28 protein-coding genes are annotated in these 22217 nt (G+C 47.5%); 21 read left to right on the forward strand and 7 right to left on the reverse strand.

Annotated elements, in window-relative coordinates; translation table 11 throughout:
* Nucleotides 1-2: 2 nt before the first annotated feature.
* Together QTP81_RS15665 and QTP81_RS15670 are read left to right on the forward strand one after the other, a co-directional pair.
* On the forward strand, nucleotides 3-599 hold the full coding sequence (locus QTP81_RS15665; protein WP_289366788.1) for a cytochrome c oxidase assembly protein: 597 nt from the start codon (nucleotides 3-5) through the stop codon (nucleotides 597-599).
* A 12-nt stretch (nucleotides 600-611) separates the two neighbouring features.
* Nucleotides 612-1505, forward strand: coding sequence for a cytochrome c oxidase subunit 3 (locus QTP81_RS15670; protein ID WP_289366789.1), 894 nt, complete (start codon nucleotides 612-614; stop codon nucleotides 1503-1505).
* A gap of 41 nt (nucleotides 1506-1546) precedes the next feature.
* Here QTP81_RS15670 and QTP81_RS15675 read toward each other — a convergent pair whose 3' ends face one another.
* Nucleotides 1547-1756, reverse strand: a complete 210-nt coding sequence (locus QTP81_RS15675) for a DUF2909 domain-containing protein (protein ID WP_289366790.1) — start codon at nucleotides 1754-1756, stop codon at nucleotides 1547-1549.
* Nucleotides 1757-1774: 18 nt separating this feature from the next.
* Between QTP81_RS15675 and QTP81_RS15680 the strand changes: the two genes are divergently transcribed.
* The 6 genes from QTP81_RS15680 to QTP81_RS15705 are packed head-to-tail and all read left to right on the forward strand — an operon-like array spanning nucleotide 1775 to nucleotide 6251.
* Nucleotides 1775-2494, forward strand: coding sequence for an SURF1 family protein (locus tag QTP81_RS15680; RefSeq protein WP_289366791.1), 720 nt, complete (start codon nucleotides 1775-1777; stop codon nucleotides 2492-2494).
* Nucleotides 2481-3035, forward strand: coding sequence for a redox-active disulfide-containing membrane protein (locus tag QTP81_RS15685; protein ID WP_289366793.1), 555 nt, complete (start codon nucleotides 2481-2483; stop codon nucleotides 3033-3035). The genes QTP81_RS15680 and QTP81_RS15685 overlap by 14 nt, the downstream gene beginning before the upstream one ends.
* Nucleotides 3036-3046: 11 nt before the next feature.
* The gene (locus QTP81_RS15690; protein ID WP_289366794.1) at nucleotides 3047-4024 is read left to right on the forward strand and encodes a COX15/CtaA family protein; all 978 of its coding nucleotides are present in this window, start codon (nucleotides 3047-3049) and stop codon (nucleotides 4022-4024) included.
* Nucleotides 4025-4040: 16 nt separating this feature from the next.
* Nucleotides 4041-4967: a heme o synthase gene (gene cyoE / locus QTP81_RS15695; RefSeq protein ID WP_434532995.1), complete on the forward strand. Its 927-nt coding sequence runs from the start codon at nucleotides 4041-4043 to the stop codon at nucleotides 4965-4967.
* Nucleotides 4964-5635: an SCO family protein gene (locus tag QTP81_RS15700; RefSeq protein ID WP_289366795.1), complete on the forward strand. Its 672-nt coding sequence runs from the start codon at nucleotides 4964-4966 to the stop codon at nucleotides 5633-5635. The genes cyoE and QTP81_RS15700 overlap by 4 nt, the downstream gene beginning before the upstream one ends.
* Nucleotides 5636-5642: 7 nt before the next feature.
* Complete coding sequence (locus QTP81_RS15705; RefSeq protein WP_289366796.1) at nucleotides 5643-6251, forward strand: GNAT family N-acetyltransferase; 609 nt, start codon at nucleotides 5643-5645, stop codon at nucleotides 6249-6251.
* A gap of 4 nt (nucleotides 6252-6255) precedes the next feature.
* Here QTP81_RS15705 and QTP81_RS15710 read toward each other — a convergent pair whose 3' ends face one another.
* Nucleotides 6256-7329, reverse strand: a complete 1074-nt coding sequence (locus QTP81_RS15710; RefSeq protein WP_289366797.1) for a polysaccharide deacetylase family protein — start codon at nucleotides 7327-7329, stop codon at nucleotides 6256-6258.
* Between the two features lie 95 nt (nucleotides 7330-7424).
* Here QTP81_RS15710 and QTP81_RS15715 point away from each other — a divergent pair, with 95 nt between their 5' ends.
* Nucleotides 7425-8744 (forward strand): MATE family efflux transporter, encoded by a 1320-nt coding sequence (locus tag QTP81_RS15715; RefSeq protein WP_289366799.1) that lies wholly within the window; start codon nucleotides 7425-7427, stop codon nucleotides 8742-8744.
* Here the strand turns inward: QTP81_RS15715 and QTP81_RS15720 are convergent.
* Both QTP81_RS15720 and nfuA read right to left on the reverse strand, forming a co-directional pair.
* Nucleotides 8710-8985, reverse strand: a complete 276-nt coding sequence (locus QTP81_RS15720) for a hypothetical protein (protein ID WP_289366800.1) — start codon at nucleotides 8983-8985, stop codon at nucleotides 8710-8712. The two genes, QTP81_RS15715 and QTP81_RS15720, sit on opposite strands and share 35 nt — an antisense overlap.
* A gap of 13 nt (nucleotides 8986-8998) precedes the next feature.
* A complete protein-coding gene (nfuA, locus tag QTP81_RS15725; RefSeq protein ID WP_289366801.1) occupies nucleotides 8999-9577 on the reverse strand; it encodes a Fe-S biogenesis protein NfuA in 579 nt (192 codons plus the stop codon).
* A 169-nt stretch (nucleotides 9578-9746) separates the two neighbouring features.
* On the opposite strand from nfuA, the gene QTP81_RS15730 reads away from it, so the two are divergent.
* Complete coding sequence (locus tag QTP81_RS15730; protein ID WP_289366803.1) at nucleotides 9747-12344, forward strand: M14 metallopeptidase family protein; 2598 nt, start codon at nucleotides 9747-9749, stop codon at nucleotides 12342-12344.
* Here the strand turns inward: QTP81_RS15730 and QTP81_RS15735 are convergent.
* Nucleotides 12327-12878 carry a ComF family protein gene (locus tag QTP81_RS15735; RefSeq protein WP_289366805.1) on the reverse strand — a complete coding sequence of 184 codons (552 nt, stop codon included), beginning with the start codon at nucleotides 12876-12878 and terminating at the stop codon, nucleotides 12327-12329. The genes QTP81_RS15730 and QTP81_RS15735 overlap by 18 nt on opposite strands.
* Before the next feature lie 178 nt (nucleotides 12879-13056).
* On the opposite strand from QTP81_RS15735, the gene bioH reads away from it, so the two are divergent.
* The 5 genes from bioH to QTP81_RS15760 all read left to right on the forward strand — a co-directional run bounded on the left by bioH (nucleotide 13057) and on the right by QTP81_RS15760 (nucleotide 16228).
* Nucleotides 13057-13878, forward strand: coding sequence for a pimeloyl-ACP methyl ester esterase BioH (gene bioH, locus QTP81_RS15740; protein ID WP_289366807.1), 822 nt, complete (start codon nucleotides 13057-13059; stop codon nucleotides 13876-13878).
* 126 nt (nucleotides 13879-14004) lie between these two features.
* On the forward strand, nucleotides 14005-14337 hold the full coding sequence (locus tag QTP81_RS15745; RefSeq protein WP_289366808.1) for a hypothetical protein: 333 nt from the start codon (nucleotides 14005-14007) through the stop codon (nucleotides 14335-14337).
* A gap of 12 nt (nucleotides 14338-14349) precedes the next feature.
* Nucleotides 14350-15318, forward strand: a complete 969-nt coding sequence (locus QTP81_RS15750; protein WP_289366809.1) for a putative metalloprotease CJM1_0395 family protein — start codon at nucleotides 14350-14352, stop codon at nucleotides 15316-15318.
* 78 nt (nucleotides 15319-15396) lie between these two features.
* Nucleotides 15397-15720, forward strand: coding sequence for a hypothetical protein (locus tag QTP81_RS15755; protein ID WP_289366810.1), 324 nt, complete (start codon nucleotides 15397-15399; stop codon nucleotides 15718-15720).
* A 1-nt stretch (nucleotide 15721) separates the two neighbouring features.
* Nucleotides 15722-16228 carry an RNA methyltransferase gene (locus tag QTP81_RS15760; protein WP_289366811.1) on the forward strand — a complete coding sequence of 169 codons (507 nt, stop codon included), beginning with the start codon at nucleotides 15722-15724 and terminating at the stop codon, nucleotides 16226-16228.
* 14 nt (nucleotides 16229-16242) lie between these two features.
* Here QTP81_RS15760 and QTP81_RS15765 read toward each other — a convergent pair whose 3' ends face one another.
* Nucleotides 16243-16449, reverse strand: coding sequence for a YheV family putative zinc ribbon protein (locus QTP81_RS15765; protein ID WP_289366812.1), 207 nt, complete (start codon nucleotides 16447-16449; stop codon nucleotides 16243-16245).
* Nucleotides 16450-16611: 162 nt separating this feature from the next.
* Here QTP81_RS15765 and QTP81_RS15770 point away from each other — a divergent pair, with 162 nt between their 5' ends.
* The 6 genes from QTP81_RS15770 (at nucleotide 16612) to QTP81_RS15795 (ending at nucleotide 21621) form a co-directional block, all read left to right on the forward strand.
* A complete protein-coding gene (locus QTP81_RS15770; protein WP_289366813.1) occupies nucleotides 16612-17262 on the forward strand; it encodes a DUF418 domain-containing protein in 651 nt (216 codons plus the stop codon).
* 103 nt (nucleotides 17263-17365) lie between these two features.
* Nucleotides 17366-17854 (forward strand): DUF418 domain-containing protein, encoded by a 489-nt coding sequence (locus QTP81_RS15775; RefSeq protein ID WP_434532996.1) that lies wholly within the window; start codon nucleotides 17366-17368, stop codon nucleotides 17852-17854.
* Between the two features lie 123 nt (nucleotides 17855-17977).
* Nucleotides 17978-19894 (forward strand): ATP-binding cassette domain-containing protein, encoded by a 1917-nt coding sequence (locus QTP81_RS15780; RefSeq protein ID WP_289366815.1) that lies wholly within the window; start codon nucleotides 17978-17980, stop codon nucleotides 19892-19894.
* 3 nt (nucleotides 19895-19897) lie between these two features.
* Complete coding sequence (locus tag QTP81_RS15785; protein WP_289366816.1) at nucleotides 19898-20368, forward strand: TIGR02444 family protein; 471 nt, start codon at nucleotides 19898-19900, stop codon at nucleotides 20366-20368.
* Between the two features lie 12 nt (nucleotides 20369-20380).
* Entirely contained in the window at nucleotides 20381-21418 is a 1038-nt protein-coding gene (locus QTP81_RS15790) for a hydrolase (protein WP_434533001.1), read from the forward strand.
* On the forward strand, nucleotides 21415-21621 hold the full coding sequence (locus tag QTP81_RS15795) for a YheU family protein (protein ID WP_289366817.1): 207 nt from the start codon (nucleotides 21415-21417) through the stop codon (nucleotides 21619-21621). Before QTP81_RS15790 ends, QTP81_RS15795 begins: the two co-directional genes overlap by 4 nt.
* Nucleotides 21622-21652: 31 nt before the next feature.
* Here the strand turns inward: QTP81_RS15795 and QTP81_RS15800 are convergent, their stop codons facing one another.
* The gene (locus tag QTP81_RS15800; RefSeq protein WP_289366818.1) at nucleotides 21653-22216 is read right to left on the reverse strand and encodes a YceI family protein; all 564 of its coding nucleotides are present in this window, start codon (nucleotides 22214-22216) and stop codon (nucleotides 21653-21655) included.
* Nucleotide 22217 lies beyond the last annotated feature (1 nt).

Below are 22217 nucleotides of genomic sequence, written 5' to 3' on the forward strand. Positions count from 1 at the left end.
CCATGGCATCTCATGATCCTCAAAATGCAAATGGCCGATTAGTTCTAAAGCTAATCGGCATTACGCTTGGCATGTTTGGTTTTGGCTTTGCGCTAGTGCCACTCTATGAGGTGTTTTGTGATATCACCGGTATTAATGGCAAAACTGAAGATGAGGCTGCAGTATACACAGCCGTCGAGGTCGACACTTCTCGTTGGGTCACTGTTGAGTTTTTAACCCGCACCAATAGCGGTATGCCCTGGGAATTTGAAGCGCGAACTAAACGCATCAAAGTCAACCCGGGAGAGCTTCATACGGTCGAATTTTACGTCCGAAACCCAGCGCGTCGAGACATTGTCGCCCAAGCCATTCCATCAGTTTCGCCGGGAACTGCCGCACTTTACGTAAATAAAACCGAGTGTTTTTGCTTTAATCATCAGCCCTTAGGCGCAGGTGAGGAAGCGTTAATGCCGATGCAGTTTTACGTCGATCCGCAGTTACCAGAAGAAATTGAAGTCTTTACCTTGCAGTACACACTTTACGATGTAACAGAAGAGGCCAAAGAAGCCTCAGAAACTGCTGCATTGCCGACGCTTGATGCAGTCGCAGTTGGCAGCTAAAAGGAGAAATTCATGTCTCAGCAAGAAACACCAGCTACTTACGAGAAATACTACGTTCCAGAACAAAGTATTTGGCCTATCGTCGGCGCCGTTGCGTTGTTCCTGATAGCCGTTGGCGCTGGGAATTATGTAGTTGAAGTAACGCGCGCAAAAGACGGTTACGGCAGCTATATTCTAGCGGCTGGTATTTTTACGTTACTCATCATGCTTTTCGGTTGGTTTCGCGACCAAATCAGAGAGTCAATGGGCGGCTTGTATTCAGCCCAATTGGGCCGCTCTTACCGTCAGGGAATGATGTGGTTTATTTTCTCAGAGGTTATGTTCTTTGCGGCATTCTTCGGCGCTTTGTTCTATGCGCGAATGATTGCAGTACCGTGGTTAGGTGGCGCTTCTAACAATGCCATGACTAACGAAGTATTATGGCCGACGTTTGAAGCCATGTGGCCGCTGTTGTCCACCCCTGGTGGTGTGCAAACCACTGAAATGCCGTGGCAAGGATTGGCGACGTACAACACTATTATTCTTTTGATTTCTTCGGTCACGTTGCATTACGCACATGTTGGATTGGAGAAGAATAAACGTAGTCAACTCAATGTAATGTTACTCGTAACTATTTTATTGGGCTGTATATTCCTTGGCTTGCAAGCCTATGAATATGTGCATGCGTATCGCGATTTAGGTTTAACGCTACAAAGTGGTATTTACGGTAACACCTTCTTCTTGTTAACGGGGTTCCATGGTTTACACGTAACCTTGGGAACAATCATTTTGATCGTGCTTTACCTGCGTGTGCTGAAAGGTCACTTTACGCCAAAAGAGCACTTTGCTTTCCAAGCGGGTAGCTGGTACTGGCACTTTGTTGACGTTGTGTGGGTTATGTTGTTCTTCTTTGTTTATATTATTTAAGACTGACATTGAGGGGCTTAGCCCCTCAAACTTTCTAGGCCTCAGACGGGTCTTGGATTAGGAGTGATTAAACCGGTGGCAACAGCCACTAAGATAATGATAACGATAATGGCAGAGGTAAGTACTCGACGACCAATGTACTTACTCATAGGTTCGCCATCAGGGTCGTGATTCATCATTACCTTCATCGCCATAAATAAGTTGTAAATCATATAAATCAGCAAGCCGCATAGTATTATTTTTATTAGCATTTTTTTTCCAGGTTAGAGATGGTTGCTGCAAACAAAACGGTTCCAGTATTAGCTACTCTAGTAACATTTGTAGCAATTGTCACCATGCTTCGCCTGGGCTTCTGGCAGTTGGAGCGGATGGACTACAAGCAGCAACGTCTAGCCGACTTAGCCGATCGACAAACACGCGAGCCGGTCGACTTAGTTACCTTAAACTCATATCCATACGAGTTGGCCGATATCCCAGTTGCCTTCGTTGGCACACCTGATGAAAACCGTTTACTGCTGTTAGACAATCGCATAGTTGATGGGCAAGTGGGTTACGAGGTTTTAGCGTTTGCTGAAACCAATGTCGGTTCGGTGTTAGTGAATTATGGCTGGATTAAAGCGCCAGCTACTCGCGACCAGTTACCTGTAATCGATATTGCCGCCGGGCAACAGGTGTTTGAGGGTAATGTCGTCATTCCCAACATCAATCCTGTGGTACGTGAGACTGCGACGCAAAACAGTGAGTTTCCACTGCGCATTCAACAACTGGATTTAGATCGCATTGCGCAACTTACCAATACCAATTTACAGCCGTTTGTTATCGCATTGGCACAGCAGAACTCTACGTTTATCAATAACTGGCGCCCCGTTGTTATGGCGCCAGAAAAGCACCTCGGCTATGCCATTCAATGGTTTGGTCTCGCGGGGGCTGCATTCATCATTTTTACAATTGCGCTTTTCAAAAGGAAAAAAACCAGTGACCAAGTCTAATCGCATCACCATTATCTTGTTAGTTGTCGTATTTGTTTTACCGGTGATCCTCGCCAAGTTTGCATTGGAGAATGACTGGTTTAATCGCGGTTCAACTAATCGTGGTGAATTGATGGAGCCGCCGCTCGATTTATCTGCGGTTATGACAGAAGCGCAACCGAGTTGGCGGATCTTATATGTAATGCCCGAAACCTGTGATGTTAAATGCAGCAACGCACTGTACAGTTTAGAGCAGGTATGGGTGGCTTTAGGGCGCCAAGCTGAACGTGCACAGGCCACTGTCTTGCTAACCGAAAGTAGTGATGTGGCATTTCTTAGTTCATTATCTGAACAAAATCACCTGCACTTGTTAACGGCGGATCAGCAAAATGTTAATCAAGTGTTTAAAGATGTAGCTACTGATGGTATTTTCATAGTCGACACATTGAATAACGCCATGTTGCGTTATCCACTACAAGAACAACAAGAACAAGCTGTCATGGACAGTCGTGATATGTTGGCTGACTTGAAAAAGCTATTAAAGCTATCACGCATCGGTTAGGGGTTATAGCAATGAAAAAGCTGGTACTAGTGAGTATTCTACTGGCTCTGGTCGTTATCGTTTTGGGGGCATATACGCGCTTGACGGACGCTGGACTTGGCTGTCCAGACTGGCCGGGTTGCTATGGACACTTGACCATCCCGCAAACTGAAGAGCACATTGCTAAGGCCAATGAAGCTTTCCCTGAACGACCTGTCGAGGCTGAAAAAGCCTGGAATGAAATGGTGCACCGTTATTTCGCTGCGGCACTGGGTTTCTTTATTCTGGTTATCGCGATTATTGCCATTACCAAGCGCGGCTATAACCAGCCGCTGAAACTGCCACTGGTGTTACTTGGGCTAGTAATTTTTCAGGGCATGCTGGGAATGTGGACCGTCACACTTAACCTGTTGCCCGCCGTGGTAATGGGCCATTTGCTGGGCGGTTTTACGGTTTTATCCTGTTTGTTTTTGCTCTACCTGCGCATGTCGCATTTCCGGGTTCCCGGTGGTGATCCACAATTAAAACCATTAGCAAAATACGCTGCGTTGGGCATTGTCATACTCGTTTGCCAGATTGCGCTAGGCGGATGGACGTCAGCTAACTATGCCGCTTTAGCTTGTACAGAATTTCCGCTGTGCCAAGGTAATTGGACTGAGCGCTGGGACTTCGCTGGCGCCTTTAGTATTCCAGATGCTGACAACTACGAGTTTGGCGCACATGATTACGATGAACGCATGACGATGCACGTTATGCATCGCATTGGCGCAATAGTTACTTTTATCTATTTGTGTTGGCTCGGTATTGCCGTCTACACCCGCGCTGCTTCTCAGGCAGTGAAAAGTTTATCTGTATTGATGGTACTTGTGTTGGGTGTGCAAGTACTGCTTGGTATCAGCAATGTTGTTTATAGCCTACCGCTTACAGTGGCTGTGGCGCACAATGCGGTTGCCGCGTGTTTATTATTAGTGATGGTCATGTTGACCTACACGCTTTATCGCAAGATCTAATTTTTAGGAGAAAATCGTGGCTCGTACAGCGTCTATTCCCGCTACCGCAAAGACTTCTCAGGTAGCTACGCAACGCGCAACATGGCGTGATTATTACGAATTAACCAAACCACGGGTAGTGATGTTATTACTACTTACCGCATTAGTGGGTATGTGCTTAGCCAGTGATTCTTGGATTGCCTGGCAAACGCTTGTGGCGGGTATTTTCGGTATTGGCGCATTGTCTTCAGCTGCCGCAGTAGTTAATCACGTTGTAGACCATCGAATCGATAGTCAGATGGCACGTACCTTCAATCGTCCCGTAGCACGTGGCAAAGTATCCGTCGTCAAAGCGCTGGCTTTTGCGTTTGTGCTGACGGTGGTTGGTATGGCAACTTTGCTGCTATTTGTAAATGCCTTAACAGCATGGTTAACCTTTGCCAGCTTACTCGGCTACGCAGTGGTTTACACAATGTTTTTAAAACGCGCTACGCCGCAGAATATCGTGATTGGTGGATTGGCCGGTGCTGCACCTCCGCTACTTGGCTGGACTGCTGTCACAGGTGAGATGCACTCGCATGCCTTACTACTAGTCTTGATTATCTTTACTTGGACACCGCCGCACTTTTGGGCGCTGGCAATCCACCGTGAGAAAGACTACGCCAAAGCGGAAATACCCATGCTCCCTGTTACGCATGGCGTGAGTTTTACCAAGACCTCAGTATTGTTATATACCGTGCTCTTATGTGTGATCTGCTTGCTGCCGTACCTCGTGGGTATGACAGGCATTATTTATTTGGTCGGCTCTTCATTGCTCAATGCAGGCTTTTTGTATTACGCTTGGAAACTCAAATTCGGCAAAGACCCCAAAACTGCCATGCAAACCTTTAAGTTTTCTATTGTCCACTTAATGGTGTTGTTTGTGGTTTTATTGGTTGATCATTACGTTTCTATCGGGCTATGACGCAAAAAAAAATCACTGGAATTGTTGCCTTTGTTGCATTAGTGGTGGGGATTTATGTCGCTACCATTATTGCTCCACCGGGTGTGCAAACCGGATCTCCGGATGCTGAGCAACAGACATTCAACACTGAATATGTTCAACTTTTTCCGCAACCGCGAGCACTGACAGACTTCGCTCTCATCGACCACAATAATCAGCCTGTCGACAAATCGGTGTTTACTGGCAAGTGGTCGCTGCTGTTTGTTGGCTATACTTATTGCCCAGATGTGTGTCCAACTACAATGGCGGCGATAAATTCCGCTTACAAAGATTTAGTCAGCGCGACGCCTGCTGAGCCACAAGTGGTGTTTTTGTCCGTCGACCCTAAGCGCGACACCATTGAGCGTCTCAATGAATATATGAATTTCTTCAATCCGGCATTCATTGGTATGACGGGCGAGCACAAAGAATTATTCCCTCTGGTGCGCAGTATGGGAATGATGTACGCAATGACCGAAAGCACTGACACACCTGATTATTTAATTGATCACAGTGCGTCTATTGTTGTCATTAATCCACAAGCTCAAGTTGTGGGCCGCTTCAAACCTCAACATACGCCGGGGCAACTAGCGATCAGTGATACAGACCAAATTATCGCTGACCTGCCAATACTTATGAGTCAAGGTTAAACGTTCCATGGCATCAATAGCGCGGGTTGTTGATGCTACCGCCAGTGATGCACAGACCCTCAGTGAGCTAGTTTTTGCAGCAGCTCCTGCGATGCTGACGGAACTGTTTGGCGCGGGTGATAGTGGCATTGTTAAGCAATTTTTGGCCGACGGTTTTAGACATCCTAATGGCCAATTCGGGTATGCCAACCATCGAGTTGTGCGCTCAGGTAGTGACACCATAGCTGTAGCCTGTGGTTGGCATGACACATTGCCGAAAAACTTTGATAGTGCGACCGTAAGCCACATCCACGAGTTTTTTGGATTTGAACGGAGCATTGCAATATTGGAGCGCAATCGCCTGATAAGCCACTGGATAAGACCACCAGAATCTCACGAATACGCAATTGGTCATTTAAGCGTTGCACCTGAGCATCAGCGGCAGGGAATAGCAAAATTACTGCTTTCTGATTGCGTGAAAGCCGCTCAAGCACTAAATAAACCTCAGATCATTTTAGATGTCGAAACCGATAACCATGCCGCTATTGGCTGTTATCAATCATTCGGTTTTACATCGTTGCCTGTGGCTAGCGGCTCACCCTATGTCAGGTTGGTCTTCTCTTTGGCTGCCAGTTAGCTTGTTAGTCTGGGTAGTGACCATTTTCATCAGCGACAAAAAACGGCTGGGAATACCAGTGAAAACGACCCGGTACAGTGCTTGGCGCCGTGCAGTTAACGCGGCTTCGCCCCGCCTCAAGCGGTTCAGGAACGGTAAAGCTGAGTATTTGGCCCTGGGTAGTCGTTGTGATCACTTCGTTCCTGTAAAAACAGGTTACTTGACTCGCTTTGGGTTGCGTTTGGTTGAGTTCAAGACTTATCTCGGGTTGTGCGCCTAGGGCGAACATCGGATCTGAAGGATTTGAGACGTTTAGCGCCATGCTGTTGAGCTTGGTTTTTAAAGTGTTTAAATTGGCGTAGATACCCGCAGACGGGAAACGTGGAATAGCGCCAAAATCACTACTCGATGAAACCGCACCTGAATGCTGGGCAAAACCGATATAACCGTCAGCCAACAAAGCGTCGCGAAGCTTGAAATTAAATTCACCAAAGGGATAGGCCAAGTACTTAAGCGAGTAGTCTAGTTGTTCAGTAATCATAGCCTCTGCCGCTCGAATATTCTGCATGGTGCGCGTTAGCCATTGCGCTTCTGTTTCATTTTCCTTGCGGCTGAGTAAGTGTGCGTGATCCATCGTGTGATTGGCAAACAATACGCCTTCTTGACTCATGCGCTTAACTTCTGACCACGTTAATTGATCACGCCGAACACCAATCTCTGGTGGATTAATAAAAATCGTGTACGGCATATTGTATTGCTGCAACAACGGGTGAGCATTCTCTAAGATGTTTCGGTAACCATCGTCAAAGGTAATTGCAATGGCTTTATCTGGGAGCACTTGACCTGTCTTTAGGGAATTGACGAGCACATCTAACGGCAGTACTACGTGATGCTCATTAATATGCGCAAGGTGTGCGGCAAACTGCTCAGGACTGATACTGGTTGACGGCGGTGTCTGTGTAGAAACGTGATGGTACACCAGGATAACGGCATTATCGCGCTCTTGAGCTTGCACAAATGTACAGCTCGGGAGTATCAACAATGTGACTACAACGCAGCACAGTAAGCGGCGTAAATGCGATATGGTTTTCTGGTTCATAAGCGATTTGACCCTTTATTCTGCTGCGGGATATTACCATTTTAAGGTACTCTTACGCTTTGTTTTAGCGAATCGACCTGTCACTCAACGAATTTATGTCTGTAATCTCTGCTCAGGACAAGCGTTTATTGTTGCTGGCTGCACCAATGATTCTTGCGAATATCACTACGCCGATATTGGGCATGGTGGATACTGCAGTATTGGGGCACTTGCCATCTGTAGAGGCTTTAGCCGGCGCTTCTATTGGCGCTTTGGTCATAACGCAAATTTATTGGGTTTGTGGTTTTCTGAGGATGTCGATTACCGGCCTAAGCGCACAGCAAAAGGGTGCTAAACAACCTTCCGAGCTCGACTATGCAAAGCCATTATTACAAGGCGCGTTGCTCGCAGTCGTACTTGGGCTACTCATCATCACAGTGCATCCGTGGGTTGTTCAAGCCACGCAAAGCGTTGCGCAAACCACGGGCTTAACTGACCAATTCGTTGCTGATTACATCAGCATACGGGCATTTGGTGCGCCTGCGGCGTTGTTAAACCTAGTCGTGATTGGCTGGTTAATTGGACAGCAGTACACGCGCCAAGTACTAATCTTGCAGGTCGCCGGCAATGTGTTAAACATCGTTTTAAGCATTACATTCGTTTGGCTGCTCAGTTGGGGCGTTAGCGGTGTCGCAGCAGCAACTGTAGTAGCGGAATGTTTTATGGCGGTTGCAGGGTTTTTTTGGGCAACACGCGGTTTATCGCTAAAAACCGCTCAGCGTGGCTGGTTTGCAAAATCTGCAATGGTACGTGTTTTCTCACTCAATGCTGCGATGTTTGTACGCAATTTAATGCTGCAACTTTGCCTTGCTTTCATTACCTTTCAGGGCGCAAGATTAGGCGCACAAACTGCGGCTGTTAATGCGATTTTGATGCAATTCTTTGTATTGATTTCGCTTGGTCTGGACGGTATCGCATATGCAGTGGAAGCGTTAGTGGGTGAGGCAAAAGGACAACGAAATAGCGCGCGCATCGCGCAGTACACGCAAAGAGGACTTGTTTGGTCTTCAGTTTTTGCAGTTGCTTATAGTACTTTTTTTTGGGCCGCCGCTGATTTTATCGTCAGCTTGTTAACCAATAAGCCCGAACTACAGGCCGCTACATCACCTTTTTTGGTTTTGATGGTTGCATTGCCGTTAATCGCACATTGGTGTTTTCTGTTTGATGGTGTATTCGTAGGTCTTAGCCAAGCAAAGGCGATGCGAAATACCATGGTACTGAGTGCGTTAGGCGTCTTTTTCCCCATTTGGTGGCTAACCGCCGAATATCAAAATTGGGCTTTGTGGCTGGCTTTTTTGGCGTTTCTAGGGGCTAGAGGGTTAAGTTTGGGATGGCTTTATTTCAATCGTCAGCAAAGGGATCATTTATTTGATTAGCATCGCGTTGCTCTAGCACCCGAGCAAAGCGATTGGCAAAAATCCCCCAGTAGCCGCGCATGGAAACTACAAAACCACTAAGCACGACACCTACAGCGGGCCAGTACAAAGCAACTAGGTAACGCTGTGAGGCAATCAATAATAAAACGCCAACAACAAAAATGACCATGCCCAAACGAAACTGCAACCAGCTTCGCTTGGGGTTTTGACCTGCTCGATAAAGCCGGTTGCGGAATGACATAAGTGAGTACTAACTAGTAGTAAGAATGCTCGCCAGCTTGATGTTCGGTCGCATCTTTCACGCCAGTTAGTTCACCCGCGAATTGCGCGAGCATTTGTTTTTCTATGCCTTCTTTTAAGGTTACATCAACCATTGAGCAACCGTTACAGCCGCCACCAAACTGGAGTACAGCCACACCGTCTTCGGTGACTTCGATCAGAGAAACATTACCGCCATGACTCGCAAGGCCAGGATTGATTTCAGATTCAATCAAGTAATTAATGCGCGCAATTAAAGGGGCATCGTCATCCACTTTACGCGCTTTCGCGTTAGGTGCCTTAAGGGTTAATTGAGAGCCCATTTGGTCGGTAACGAAGTCAATTTCCGCTTCTTCTAAATAAGGCGCACTTTCCTTATCAACAACTGCATCAAAGCCTTTGAAATTCAGAGTAATATCATTTTCCTCGACGGCGTCTGGCGGGCAATAAGAAACACCGCATTCCGCGCCAGAAGTTCCCGGATTAACGACGAAAACGCGAATATTGGTACCCTCAGCTTGTTTAGACAGCAACTTAACGAAGTGCTCTTGGGCTTGTTCAGAAATCGTGATCATAATATCCACCTTAAAACTGCAATACGCACATAATAACAAAATTACCTGAGTAAACCACTCGGGTATTAATGCTTTTTGCCATATTTTATGCACAATCGGCGATCCAAGTTATAGTACTTGCAATTATAAGAACCAATCAGCCGACCGACTTGAAGAATTTGGGATGTTTATGAAGTCACTACAGACCCTTCGCAACTGTTGCGCGTACAGCCTTTGTGCGTTAGCACAAATTACACTATTCACTACCCTGGCACTTCACAGTGTTGCCGCACAAGCTGGCAAACCCGTACACGAATACCTGCCACAAGGTATCGAATACAATAGTGATGTGCCAGTGCCTTCGAGTGTGTTAGGTGCTCATGTCGGCGAATGGCACGTACGCCCTGACCAGTTGGTCGCTTATATGTACGCGATTGCTGAGGCTTCTCCACGCGTCACTGTGGTTGAGTATGCCCGCTCCCATGAAAACCGTCCGTTGTTACTATTGCAGATTACATCCCCAGACAATCATGCGCGATTGGATGAGTTGCAGAAGACGCATATGGAGACGTTGTTAGCTGGCGAAAAGCCAGCGCAAGACGCGCCGCTGGTTATGTACATGGGGTATAGTGTCCACGGTAACGAGCCGTCAGGCGCAAATGCAGCTTTAGTGATTGCCTATTATTTAGCAGCGGCTAATTCAACCGCTGTCGACACGCTGCTGAATAACAATATTGTACTGTTGGATCCGGTTCTCAATCCCGATGGCCTTGCACGATTTGCGCATTGGGCGAATATGCACCGCGGCCAAACTTTGACCGCCGATCGCGATCACCGTGAGCATCAAGAAGGCTGGCCTTCTGGACGGACTAATCACTATTGGTTTGACTTAAATCGCGACTGGCTGTTGCTGACGCACCCTGAGTCACGGGGCAGAATTGCACAGTATCAAGCATGGCGCCCGCATGTACTGACTGATTTTCACGAGATGGGTACTGATAGCACTTACTTCTTCCAGCCGGGTGTACCAAGCCGTAAAAATCCACTGACACCACAGTCGAATGTGACGCTCACTGGTGCATTAGCTGAGTTTCACGCAGCGGCGCTAGACGCGCAGGGCGAGTTGTATTTTACTGAAGAGAGCTTTGATGATTTTTACTTTGGTAAGGGTTCGACCTATCCGGATGCACATGGCAGCATTGGCATCTTGTTCGAACAAGCCAGTAGCCGCGGACACTTACAAGAGTCTATCAATGGTGAATTGGCATTTGAGCAAACGATTCAAAATCAGGTGACGACCAGTTTATCGACTTTTGCTGGTGCGCTGGCTAACAAGCAAGCGCTATTGGCCTATCAACAGCAGTTCTACAAAGAAACGCAAGACTTGTATAAAGACGATAAAACCACCGGTTATTTAATCGCTGCGAGTGCTGATAACACGCGGATGCGCAAAGTCGCTGAGTTTTTGTCGGCGCACAAGATCAACTTTCAGTATTTGCGTGACGACTTTTCAGTTGCTCAGCAACGCTTTGCGAGTGGCAGTATTTTCGTACCTACCGACCAAGCGCAATACCGCTTGTTGAAGTCGCTGTTTTCGACGCGTACCAGCTTTGCAGATAATACCTTCTATGACGTGTCTACATGGAATCTGCCGTATGCATTCGATTTAAACTTTGCCGGTATTGAGCGCAGTGAAAGACGACGCTTGAAGTTAACCGAAGAAGAGCCCGCGTTCAGTCCTCAGCCGTCGTTAACTGACGCCTATGCCTATGCTTTCGAGTGGCATGACTATCAGTCACCCGCATTGCTGACGCAATTGTTGCGCAAAGGTATCGATGTGCGAGTTGCAGGTGCGGGTTTCACTGCACAAACCACCGTTGGTATGCACATTTTTAAGCCGGGAAGTGTTGTTGTGCCAATGGGTTTGGAACAGCCGGATGGCGCTCGCCAAATGCTCACCGAGTTAGCTACTGAGTATCAAATACAAGTACATAACATAACCTCTGGTTTAACGCCTTCGGGTATCGACCTAGGTTCAAGGCAATTGCGCAAACTTGAAATGCCGCGCGTGGCAATTGTGGGGGGCTTAGGCACTTCTGAAAATGAAGTAGGGGAGATCTGGCATTTTCTCGATACTCGTTTGCACATGCCAGCTTCAATCATCGAAGCCCAGCGCCTTGAGCGTGTCGATCTGAGCCAGTACACGCACCTTATATTTGCTAACGGTAACTATGCCAATATGTCTGGGTTACTCGCGAGTAATATCGACAAATGGCTCAATGCGGGTGGAGTTTTGATCGGCCAAAAAGCTGGCGTTGATTTATTGATTGAAAGAAATTGGTTAAACGCGGAGCTGATGCCTGCCACTGAGGTGGATAAATTGTTCGCCACTAAAGGGTTACAATACAGTGATCGCGAAGCCTTGCTAGCGCGCAAGCGCATTGCCGGTACGGTATTTATGACTCAAGCGGATTTAACTCACCCTCTCGCATTTGGTTTGGATGATACGCAAATGCCGATGTTTAAGAATAGCAGTCGCGTAGTTAGACAGCCGCAAGAGCCGTTTTTGGTGCCTTTCAGCTATGTTGAAGCGCCTCTAGCTGCGGGTTATGCAGATCTTAAAATGGCGGATCTAGTCGCAGAGACTCCGGCGGTAATTGCGCATAGCTTTGGTCAGGGGCAAGTCATCGGTTTTGTTGATGACATGAATTTTCGCGGTTATTGGTACGGTACCAGTAAGTTGTTCGCCAATGCCATTTATATGTCGAGCTTAATCCAGACTCGCTAACGCTATACAGATAGCCCAAATTTCGATGATGAGATTTGGGTTAGCGGCAAGAATTGCTTTACGCATGGCATGCATGGTTGCACCCGTGGTGACAACGTCGTCAAACAATGCAATATGCGTAATGTGCGAGGGTAATACAGCGCAGCTAAACGAGTCTGCGACGTTTGCAAGCCGCTGATCGCGTCCAAGTTGCACTTGTGCCGTGGTGTGCCGAACGCGTTGTAGGCTGTTCAGGCGACACTCTAGTTCTAGTTGGTCAGCAACGCTTATTGCTATTTCAACCGTTTGATTGAATTGACGCTGTAGATAGCGAGTAGGGTACAATGGCGTAGGGATGATGCATTGGGGTAATGCGTGTTGGCGTCCTCTCAGGCTGTCGCTAAAACAATTGGCCAGCGCTTCAGCGCAGCTAAGCCGTTTCTGAAATTTTAATTCAGTGATCATTTTTGCCAATGGGTATTCGTAGTCACCAATCGCGTGAACACGATGAAAACTATGCGGCTTTAATGCACTGGCTACTTTCGGCCAACGCATCAAATTAAAGCCGTATGCGCGATGAGCAAACTTAGCTATTGCGTCTCGACAATGTGAGCAGGGGAGTTGCTGACAATTGCACAGGCAAAGCATGCACTGCTGGGGCACCAGCTTAGCCAGTTTGTGACCGAGTTTTGCTAATCGAAACACTTTGAAAACACCAAGGAAATTGTTAACTGTGATTTTTTATGAATCTTCGCACAGTCAGTCGCCGCTAATCAGCCGTACATATGGTGCAGAAAATCCGAATGCAGTGGACACTGATAAACCCGTCCTTGTGATGCTTCATGGTTGGGGGCTAAATAGCGGGGTTTGGCACTCGGTGATCCCGCTTTTAGCCGAGCACTTTACCGTTATCTCCATTGATTTACCGGGCTTTGGGACAAACAGCAGACAGCTTCCAAAAGACTATAGTTTGGCGCATATCAGTGAGTGGGTCAGTGCCTGTATTCCAATGGCGAGCATAGTGTTGGGATGGTCGATGGGCGGGCTTGTTGCTCAGCACATAGCCTTACAAGCACCCGAAAAAGTTAAACGTCTAGTAACGGTGGCATCAACACCGTGTTTTGAACAAAAGGCTGACTGGCATGGAATAAAGCCTAACGTGCTGAATGCTTTTGAACAGCAGTTAGAAGCCGATTTTGGTAAAACGCTTGCGCGTTTTTTGGCTATTCAAGCACTTGGTAGCCCAAGCGCCAAAGCTGATATTAAACAGATCCAGCGCCATGTACGTAAATTTTCGGCGCCCTCGCCCGTGGCGTTGTTAGCGGGGTTGCAATTGTTGTCTAGCGTTGATTTGCGCCACACAATTGCTTCGATAAGCTGTCCGACACTGCGTATTTATGGGCGTCTTGATTCACTTGTTCCTGCCGATGGTATTCCTCTAATTCAAGCATTACAGCCAGATTGTGTGTCGAAAATCATTCAACACGCAGCGCATGCTCCGTTTATTTCTCATCCGCGCGAGTGGGTTGAGCTGATCGTTGAGTTTGGTACTTAGGCGTTTGCTGGCTATAGCGTACGGTTATAAAAAGTTACTACTTCATAGCCAATCAAACTTGCTTGAGGGTTTAAAAATTAACCAATTTACCCGATAATGTAATAGAGGTAGCGTGAGGGTAAATGTATGCCAATTGATACTGGGTACAATGTTAATTCTGCAATTTTGTCAGGCCAGTTTGGGTTGCAGCGGGCGTCTGAGGGGATCACTCAGGCTTCCTTAAATCTTGCCCAGCGTGTGGCGCAGCAGGATGTTGCTGAAAATGGGCCGGCGGGTGTGTTGTTAAACGCCGCAGAACAACAGATCGGCAACACGCGCAATTTACTCCCATCAGGCGGAGATTCCGTCACCACCGATTTATTGTCGCTGCAAATCAACGCGCGCAACGCTCAGGCGTCTGCCGCCGTTGTTGATCGTGCCGATGAAACGGTCGGTCGAATCATCGATATCTTCGCCTAATGGAAATCTAGAATGAATATCGTGACGCCAATTCCCACCGGTATCGTGTTTACCAACACGAACCTCAACACCGAGTCCGCTCGGCGGGAGAATTTGGCGCGCGAAACGATTCCGCAAACCTCAGCCAATGAAAATTCTGAGGCAAAAGCGGGTTTAGGGTCTGAGTCTGATCGGCTGCGCAATCCGGGGCAGCCAGCGAGTCCTTTGGTCTACGAGCGTCCTCAACCAAACCAAAATCCCACTGCGCAGATTTTCGGCGACAACTCTAATGCTAATCCAGATAACGCCAACCAAGAAAGCGCTGGACGCGAGAGTGCGGAGCAGCGTCAACAAGAGCAGCAAGAGCAGGCTGAACAGCTTGAAATTCAACAGCTACAGCAGCGCGACCAAGAAGTCAGATCCCATGAACAAGCTCACGCCTCTGTGGGCGGGCAATATGCTGGTTTGCCGGTTTATGAGTATGAAACAGGCCCAGACGGCAAGCGTTATGCGGTTGGTGGCGAAGTATCTATAGATATTGGCGAGGAAATTACTCCTGATGAAACGTTGCGCAAGATGTTGCAAGTTAAGGCTGCAGCTTTAGCACCGGCTGAGCCTTCACCACAAGATTTGCGTGTAGCCAGTGAAGCGAGTCAGCGCGCATTTGAAGCGCGTAGTGAACTCAACGAACAACGTGCCGAGGAACTGCAACAAGCCGTTGAACAGCGCCGTTCAGGCGAGTCATCAACGCCGGGTGTAGAACCCGAAATCCCGGATTTGGACGATATCGTCGACGCAATCGATATTACAATTCCAGAGCGCTCGCTCGACGCCAATGGGCTTGGCGCTAGCGCTGCAGTGGAAAAAGAACAGCTAAACGAAAATCCTGAGACTGCACAGTTGCAACAGTCTGAAGCAATACTGCAGCGGGTGAATGTGATTCAAAATACCTATCAGAATATAGCCACGCCCACGGCGCTTAATTTTTCAGCTACAGCCTAGTCTCGCAACTAGCATTGCCGTTAGATAGCGCTCGGTTTACACTACCGTCGCTATTCAGTAATGAGCGCAAGGACAGCAATGGGTTTTGAAGTGAGTTTCTTTTTAATTGATGTGTTTTTCACAACCATTACCTTGTTTATTGCCTCCAAACTGTCTTTTATCAAGATCGAGTTCAAAGTACTTATTCCGATCGTGGCCATTGTTACATTAGTGTCCCTGCTTCCCTACATCGGCTGGATACTGAGTATTATTGCGTTCTGCTATATGGTTATACGCGTCAGTGATGCCGAGTTAATCGATTGTTTTTGGGTTGTGTTGTTCGCCAAATTAGTTGCCATTGGAGCGGCATTAATCTTGGGTGTGCTGGGCGTGAATGTCAGTATCTTTTTAGGACCTCAGTAGCGTGACTCAACACTGTGTATCGATTGGATTGTGTAACCCAAAATCTGCAACTAATGTCGCATCGATTTTACGTGCGTGCGGTTGCTATGGCGCCTCATCGGTGTTTTATACCGGTCAACGGTTTGGCTACGCCAAACAGTACAACCCCGACACTCAGAACATGCGCGCGGTAATACCTACCGTAGGTGTGGATGATTTGCTGGCCTATAAACCTAAAGGGGCAAGCATTGTTACCATAGAGCTTGTCGACGGGGCTATTCCGCTGCCCGAATTCACCCATCCAGACAATGCGTTTTACATCTTTGGGCCTGAAGATGGTTCGGTTGAACAAGAGGTTATCGACGCTTCAGACCATGTTGTTTACATCCCTACGTTTAACAGTATGAATTTAGCGGCGACGGCAAATGTGGTACTGTATGACCGCTTGGCTAAGTCTCAATTTGATCGGTCTTCAGCGCTAATAGCCAGCAGTAAAGATAATAACAACAACCGTCAATGGCGGGGTTGATCCAATACCCGAAACTACTCGGGTTTAAATACGCCTATCACGTCAGCGCTACCTTTTGCAGCGACAGAAACTTCGGACTTAGCTTGTGATTGATGATAGCCACACTTAACGCATTCCATCTTTTCTACGTTGTGTTCAAAATAAAGCATAAGCGTGTCTTGAGCACGACACTTGGGACACGTAGCGCCAGCGATGAAGCGCTTTTTGGTTTTTTGTGACATTAAACTACACACCTCTTTGTTGGCTCGATATTGTACTCTTACTGACAAAATTAACATAGCGATCGATTTACAGTAGAAATCGAAAAAGGAGATTTCTGCGCGAGTTCGCCTATATCTTCTATACTTAGGCCTAATCTCTTCAACAAGGAAGCGGCGGCATACATGGATACGCCGAGTTCAAACTCCCCCGTTGAGCACAGTCAGCGCCATGATATCCTCGATGCATTACGCGGTTTTGCACTATTTGGCATTTGTCTTGCGAACTTGACCGTGTTCAGTGGCTGGGTCGCGACTCCGCCGCCCATTAAAGAAAGCATTGCTGGTGCTCATGTGTTTGATTTCATGCAAAGCTTACTCATAGACGGTCGCTTTTATACACTGTTTAGTTTCCTGTTCGGCCTGGGTTTTGCGCTGCAACTGTCGAGACTCCAGCCATCAAATGGCCATTCTGGTATGGCAATTTATCTGCGCAGACTGGCTATCTTGTTGTTGATAGGGCTACTGCACATCTTCCTACTCTGGCACGGTGATATCCTTGCTCTGTATGCCATATTAGGCTTTGTGTTGGTGTTGTTTCGCAACCTCAGTGACAGGACTGTGCTGCTGAGTGCGCTGGGGTTCTTGTTAATGCCTATTGGTGGTTATGCACTGTTTTGGTATTTGGGGTTAGACCCTGACGGCGGCTTTTACGAAGCGACTAGTTTGGCCTTGGGAGGGGATGGTAGCATACGTTTTTCTCTTTCAGGGGTTTTCGTTAAACCAAACCACAACGGATTTCGCGGTCTTCTACGAGACCCTTGCCGCGTTATCTAATTTCCGGGTTGGATATCTAATCGAAACTTGGCGTGTGCCGAAGGTGCTCGGTATTATGCTGATAGGTCTTTGGGCCGGCAGAAAGTTGATCGCCGGAACACTCATGACTGACAAAACACTGCTCAAACGCACGCTAGTAATTGGACTCGTGATTGCCTTTCCCGCGAGCTTGTGGCTAAAGCAACTCGGCGGCCTAAATGTGTTTAGTGATTACAGTGCCAATGGCCTATATTCTGTGATCGCCTATTCATTGGCAGTATTTCCTATGGGATTAGCCTATGCTGCTGGGTTTGCGTTGCTGTGGTTCAAAAAATCGTATTGGTTCATTATTTTCGCAGCACCTGGTCGCATGGCTCTGACTAATTACTTAAGCCAAACATTAATAAGTATCATCATTTTCTACGGTCTTGGTTTTGGCTTGGGAATGCGGGGTGCGCCGATGAGCCTACTTTTTATCGCCCTGATAATTCTCGTCTTGCAAATCGGCTATTCGGCCTTGTGGTTGAAGTATTTTCGCTTCGGGCCGGTTGAGTGGCTTTGGCGCTGTATGACTTATGGTAAGCTTATCCCGATCAGATATGTCAATCGTTGAAACTCATGATTACGCTGGAGTGACAAGAAGGCGCAATCCCCCAATTTGATCAAACAACAGCAATGCCCATTTTGATGGTTATTTGCTATCATCCCCGGCGATTTTTAGCTGAGTTGTACATCCATGATTAAACTGACCGATATATCCCTCATGCGCGGCACCAAAGTGCTGCTTGAAAACGTGTCGGTCGAAATTTCTCCCCGACAAAAAGTCGCGCTAATTGGTGCAAATGGATGCGGTAAGTCCAGTTTGTTCGCCATGTTACGTGGCGAGCTTGGCACCGAATCGGGTGAGCTTCGGATCCCAAAAGCATGGCGAATTGTCGCGGTTGCACAAGAAGTTGAAGCTAATGACAGGGCCGCCATCGAGTATGTCATTGATGGTGATACTCACCTGCGAAACTTACAACAGCAGTTAGCACAATATGAACAGTCGGAAAATGGTGCCAAGGTGGCAGAGATACACACTGCGCTGGAAGAAGCCGGTGTTTATGAAGTTGAAGCTCGCGCCGCGACTATTTTGGCGGGTTTAGGCTTTAGCCAAGCACAACTTCGCCAGCCCGTTAGTGCGTTTTCTGGCGGTTGGCAAATGCGTCTGAATTTGGCCCAAGCTCTACTCTGCCCCTCGGACTTGTTGTTACTCGATGAACCGACCAACCACTTGGATTTAGACGCAGTCATTTGGCTTGAAAAATGGTTACAGCGCTACACTGGAACGCTATTGCTGATTTCGCATGACAAAGCGTTTATCGATAATTGTGTGGAGAAAATTTTAAGTGTTGAGCAACAGCAGCTAATTGGCTACACCGGTAATTACAGTGCTTACGAAAAGCAAAAAGCAGAGCGAATACGTTTGCAAGCGTTGGAGTACGATAAACAGCAAGACAAGATTGCTCACCTCCAGTCTTTTATTGACCGTTTCAAGGCCAAGGCGTCGAAGGCAAAGCAAGCGCAGTCACGGATCAAGCAGCTCGAACGCATGGAAACACTTTTACCCGTGCACAGCCAGTCGCCGTTTAATTTTAGTTTTGCACCGCCAGCGAAATTGCCGAACCCGTTAGTCAGTATGGAGCAGGTTAAAGTCGGCTACGAACAAACCGTCATTCTCAATCAGGTCAAGCTTAACTTAGTACCGGGCAGTCGTATCGGTTTGCTAGGCCGCAATGGTGCAGGTAAGTCGACATTGATCAAGCTGCTAGCTGGCGACAAACAGCCGATGTCGGGGCGATATGATTTGTCGGCAGGGCTAAACGTCGGCTACTTTGCTCAGCATCAGTTGGAGTACTTGGATTTACAAGCGTCGGCGTTAACCCATATTCAGCGTCTAGATCAGAAAGCAACTGAGCAGTCCATACGCGACTTTCTCGGTGGTTTTAATTTCCATGGTGATAACGCTTTGAGCCCTGTTGCGCCGTTTTCGGGTGGCGAGAAAGCGCGCTTGGTACTGGCAATGATTGTGTATCAAAAACCCAACCTATTGCTGCTCGACGAACCCACTAACCACCTCGATTTAGAGATGCGTGAAGCTCTGAATCTTGCCTTACAGAGCTTTGAGGGCGCTATGATCTTGGTATCGCACGATCGCTCATTGCTCAATTCGGTGTGCGAAGAATTTTACTTAGTTAATGCTGGAACCGTCGAACAATTCAACGGTGATCTAGAGGATTACCGCCAATGGCTAGCTGATGATGAGAAAGCGACAAAAGCTGATACTGTCGATAATCAAAAAGAGGAAAAGTCGCCAGCTCAAGATCGCAAAGTGCAAAAGCGCCTTGCTGCTGAGTTTCGTCAAGCCACCGCGCCACTGCGTAAACGAATCGCTGCGGCGGAGCAAAAAATGGCCAAGCTGCAACTTGAATTAGAGCAGTTGCAAACGCAGTTGGCTGATCCCAGTTTGTATCAAGATGACCAAAAGCAAACTCTTAAAGATCTTATTACTGTTGAGTCTCAAGCCAAGCAAGCGCTCACAAACCTAGAAGAGGCTTGGCTACTTGATCAAGAAGAGCTGGAACAGCTGAGTGCTGAGTTTGACGCGGGGTGATCAGTGACATCTCATTTGCTGACTATTGATACCGCATGGCAAGAAGCGCTGGCGATTTATGCCCTGCCAGGTGCGGCCGATCACCTCATTAAACTGCAAGATAACTACGGCTGTAATGTAAACCTCATTCTGCTGTGTATTGTGCTTGGGAATCGACAGTTTTCGCTAGAAAGAATGCATATTGAACAGTTGATCAGTGGGATCGAGCAATCAGAACGCCAGCTAGCGTTACATCGAGAGTTACGACGTGCGGCAAAACTGGGAGCCGCAAAGGCATATGAGCGGCTTAAGCAGCACGAACTGATATTAGAGCAGCGGCAACACACATTATTGCTAACAACTTTGAACCAATTTAACTTAACGCGTGTAAACACAGACGCAAAGTCTATGCTAGGTTTGGTATTGGAGTACTATGCGGTACCACAGTCAGAAATTGAAGCGTCGATGGTTTGTTTAGCAGACGCGCTAAAGTAAGGATAACTAATCATAGTGAGCGACAAACACATTGAGCGAAATGCTCATGGCCGGATAAAACGCAGCGACTTTTCACCCGCGTTTTGGGCGACTAATCGTCATGTACAGACTATTTGGCCGCGTTTTCTCATGCGTCGCCCAAAAGTCGAAGTCCGGCATGAGAAAGTGACAACACCGGATGGTGATTTTGTCGATCTCGCATGGTCCTCAAAGCCTGAACAAAGTAAAGGTTTAGTGGTGATTTTCCACGGCCTTGAAGGCTCCATTCGCTCCCACTATGCCAATGATACTATGGCTGCGTTGTACAAACAGGGCTGGCAGGTCGTGTTAATGCATTTTCGCGGTTGCAGCGGCGAGCCCAATCATACTACCCGTACCTATCACTCGGGTGATACTCGCGATGCGCGGTTTATATTAGAACGTCTGCGCAAACAGTTTCCGAATGATTTTATGGTTGCGATTGGTTTTTCATTGGGGGGCAATATGCTGCTCAAACTGCTGGGCGAAAACCCGCTACAGAAATGGCTACACAGTGCTTGCGTGATTTCCGCACCACTAAAGCTGGCAGAGTGTTCTAGCAGTATCAATCAGGGATTTTCACGCGTTTACCAAAAGTATCTGTTGGCCAGTATGCGTCGCACACTGCTGACCAAAATGCGCACCTTGGATTACTCAGCAGAGCCGCAAATTACCCAAGCGAAGATCCGCGCATTAAAGACATTTCGCGAGTTTGATGATTTGGTTACTGCACCACTCCACGGTTACCAAGATGCGATTGATTACTATGAAAAGTGTAGCGGATTTAACTTTTTACAGGCGATTCGCACACCAACGCTTATCTTGCACGCTAAGGATGACCCATTTATGAATGAGAATGTCATACCCGAGGAAGTCGATCTTGCGCGTGCTGTAACGCTTGAGCTCAGTGATCGCGGCGGGCATGTTGGCTTCATGCAAGGCACGCCGTGGCGTCCAGTCATCTGGTTTCACCAACGCGTATTAACGTTTCTTGAAACGCAGCGTGGGCAACTACTAGCAAAGTCGCGATGATTATTCCGATAGAGGAACTAGAAGCAGAGACGTTGAAAAATATCGTCGAGTCAGTTGTGTTACGCGAGGGCACGGATTATGGCGAAGAAGAATTGAGTTTTGCGACTAAGGTCGAGCAGTTGCTGACCCAGTTGCGCAGCGGTGAAGCCGTGTTGCAGTACTCCGAACTACACGAAAGTGTCGATATAGTGCCAAAGGCGTGAGTCGCGCTTGGCACTGTTATCCAAGTCTTGTTTAGCGCACAAATTGTACTGAGAAAGACACAGGTACTGCGTAACTGATGTTGGCTAGTCCCGCAATTTTCTGCAAAGCATCTACACCACCGGCTAAGCCAAACTGACTCGCATTAATCATGCTGGGTTTAGTGGTGTAAGCGATAAACACATCTTCGCTCACGCGTACAACTTTCACATGCACGGGTACTTTAGATGTGGCACCGTGCAATGCTAACTCACCATTGGTCATTAGTATTTGTTGCTCGCCAACCGACATGCTGAAGACATCGTCAGATAATTTTGCAGTGAACGTTGCTTGAGCGAATTCACTGACGTTGAAAAGTAATTCTTGCATCCGAGAGTCGCGGATCGGGATCATAGTATTAACTGAGGTAAGATCAATGCTAACCGACACCTCACCGGCATCATTTAGGCTGCCGCTGAAGCGATCGAATTGGTGAATTTCACTGATGTGCGTGTTTTTGGTCGAGATAAAATTAATCGAACTGTTAGCTAAATCTAACTGCCAATTGGCAAATGCCGATGAGCAGCACAGCAGCATGCTCAAAACCATTAAGCGCATG

The organism is Neoalteromonas arenosi, assembly GCF_030362855.1.
In the GTDB taxonomy this organism is placed as follows: Bacteria; Pseudomonadota; Gammaproteobacteria; order Enterobacterales; family Alteromonadaceae; genus Alteromonas_E; species Alteromonas_E arenosi.

Bases quoted from the DNA above. Each gene is read 5' to 3' on its own strand.
- QTP81_RS15665 (WP_289366788.1), top strand. From the start codon at position 3: ATGGCATCTCATGATCCTCAAAATGCAAATGGCCGATTAGTTCTAAAG.
- QTP81_RS15670 (WP_289366789.1), top strand. From the start codon at position 612: ATGTCTCAGCAAGAAACACCAGCTACTTACGAGAAATACTACGTTCCA.
- QTP81_RS15675 (WP_289366790.1), bottom strand. From the start codon at position 1,756: ATGCTAATAAAAATAATACTATGCGGCTTGCTGATTTATATGATTTAC.
- QTP81_RS15680 (WP_289366791.1), top strand. From the start codon at position 1,775: ATGGTTGCTGCAAACAAAACGGTTCCAGTATTAGCTACTCTAGTAACA.
- QTP81_RS15690 (WP_289366794.1), top strand. From the start codon at position 3,047: ATGAAAAAGCTGGTACTAGTGAGTATTCTACTGGCTCTGGTCGTTATC.
- QTP81_RS15700 (WP_289366795.1), top strand. From the start codon at position 4,964: ATGACGCAAAAAAAAATCACTGGAATTGTTGCCTTTGTTGCATTAGTG.
- QTP81_RS15705 (WP_289366796.1), top strand. From the start codon at position 5,643: ATGGCATCAATAGCGCGGGTTGTTGATGCTACCGCCAGTGATGCACAG.
- QTP81_RS15710 (WP_289366797.1), bottom strand. From the start codon at position 7,329: ATGAACCAGAAAACCATATCGCATTTACGCCGCTTACTGTGCTGCGTT.
- QTP81_RS15715 (WP_289366799.1), top strand. From the start codon at position 7,425: ATGTCTGTAATCTCTGCTCAGGACAAGCGTTTATTGTTGCTGGCTGCA.
- QTP81_RS15720 (WP_289366800.1), bottom strand. From the start codon at position 8,985: ATGTCATTCCGCAACCGGCTTTATCGAGCAGGTCAAAACCCCAAGCGA.
- nfuA (WP_289366801.1), bottom strand. From the start codon at position 9,577: ATGATCACGATTTCTGAACAAGCCCAAGAGCACTTCGTTAAGTTGCTG.
- QTP81_RS15730 (WP_289366803.1), top strand. From the start codon at position 9,747: ATGAAGTCACTACAGACCCTTCGCAACTGTTGCGCGTACAGCCTTTGT.
- QTP81_RS15735 (WP_289366805.1), bottom strand. From the start codon at position 12,878: ATGCGTTGGCCGAAAGTAGCCAGTGCATTAAAGCCGCATAGTTTTCAT.
- QTP81_RS15745 (WP_289366808.1), top strand. From the start codon at position 14,005: ATGCCAATTGATACTGGGTACAATGTTAATTCTGCAATTTTGTCAGGC.
- QTP81_RS15750 (WP_289366809.1), top strand. From the start codon at position 14,350: ATGAATATCGTGACGCCAATTCCCACCGGTATCGTGTTTACCAACACG.
- QTP81_RS15755 (WP_289366810.1), top strand. From the start codon at position 15,397: ATGGGTTTTGAAGTGAGTTTCTTTTTAATTGATGTGTTTTTCACAACC.
- QTP81_RS15765 (WP_289366812.1), bottom strand. From the start codon at position 16,449: ATGTCACAAAAAACCAAAAAGCGCTTCATCGCTGGCGCTACGTGTCCC.
- QTP81_RS15770 (WP_289366813.1), top strand. From the start codon at position 16,612: ATGGATACGCCGAGTTCAAACTCCCCCGTTGAGCACAGTCAGCGCCAT.
- QTP81_RS15775 (WP_434532996.1), top strand. From the start codon at position 17,366: ATGACTGACAAAACACTGCTCAAACGCACGCTAGTAATTGGACTCGTG.
- QTP81_RS15780 (WP_289366815.1), top strand. From the start codon at position 17,978: ATGATTAAACTGACCGATATATCCCTCATGCGCGGCACCAAAGTGCTG.
- QTP81_RS15795 (WP_289366817.1), top strand. From the start codon at position 21,415: ATGATTATTCCGATAGAGGAACTAGAAGCAGAGACGTTGAAAAATATC.
- QTP81_RS15800 (WP_289366818.1), bottom strand. From the start codon at position 22,216: ATGCGCTTAATGGTTTTGAGCATGCTGCTGTGCTGCTCATCGGCATTT.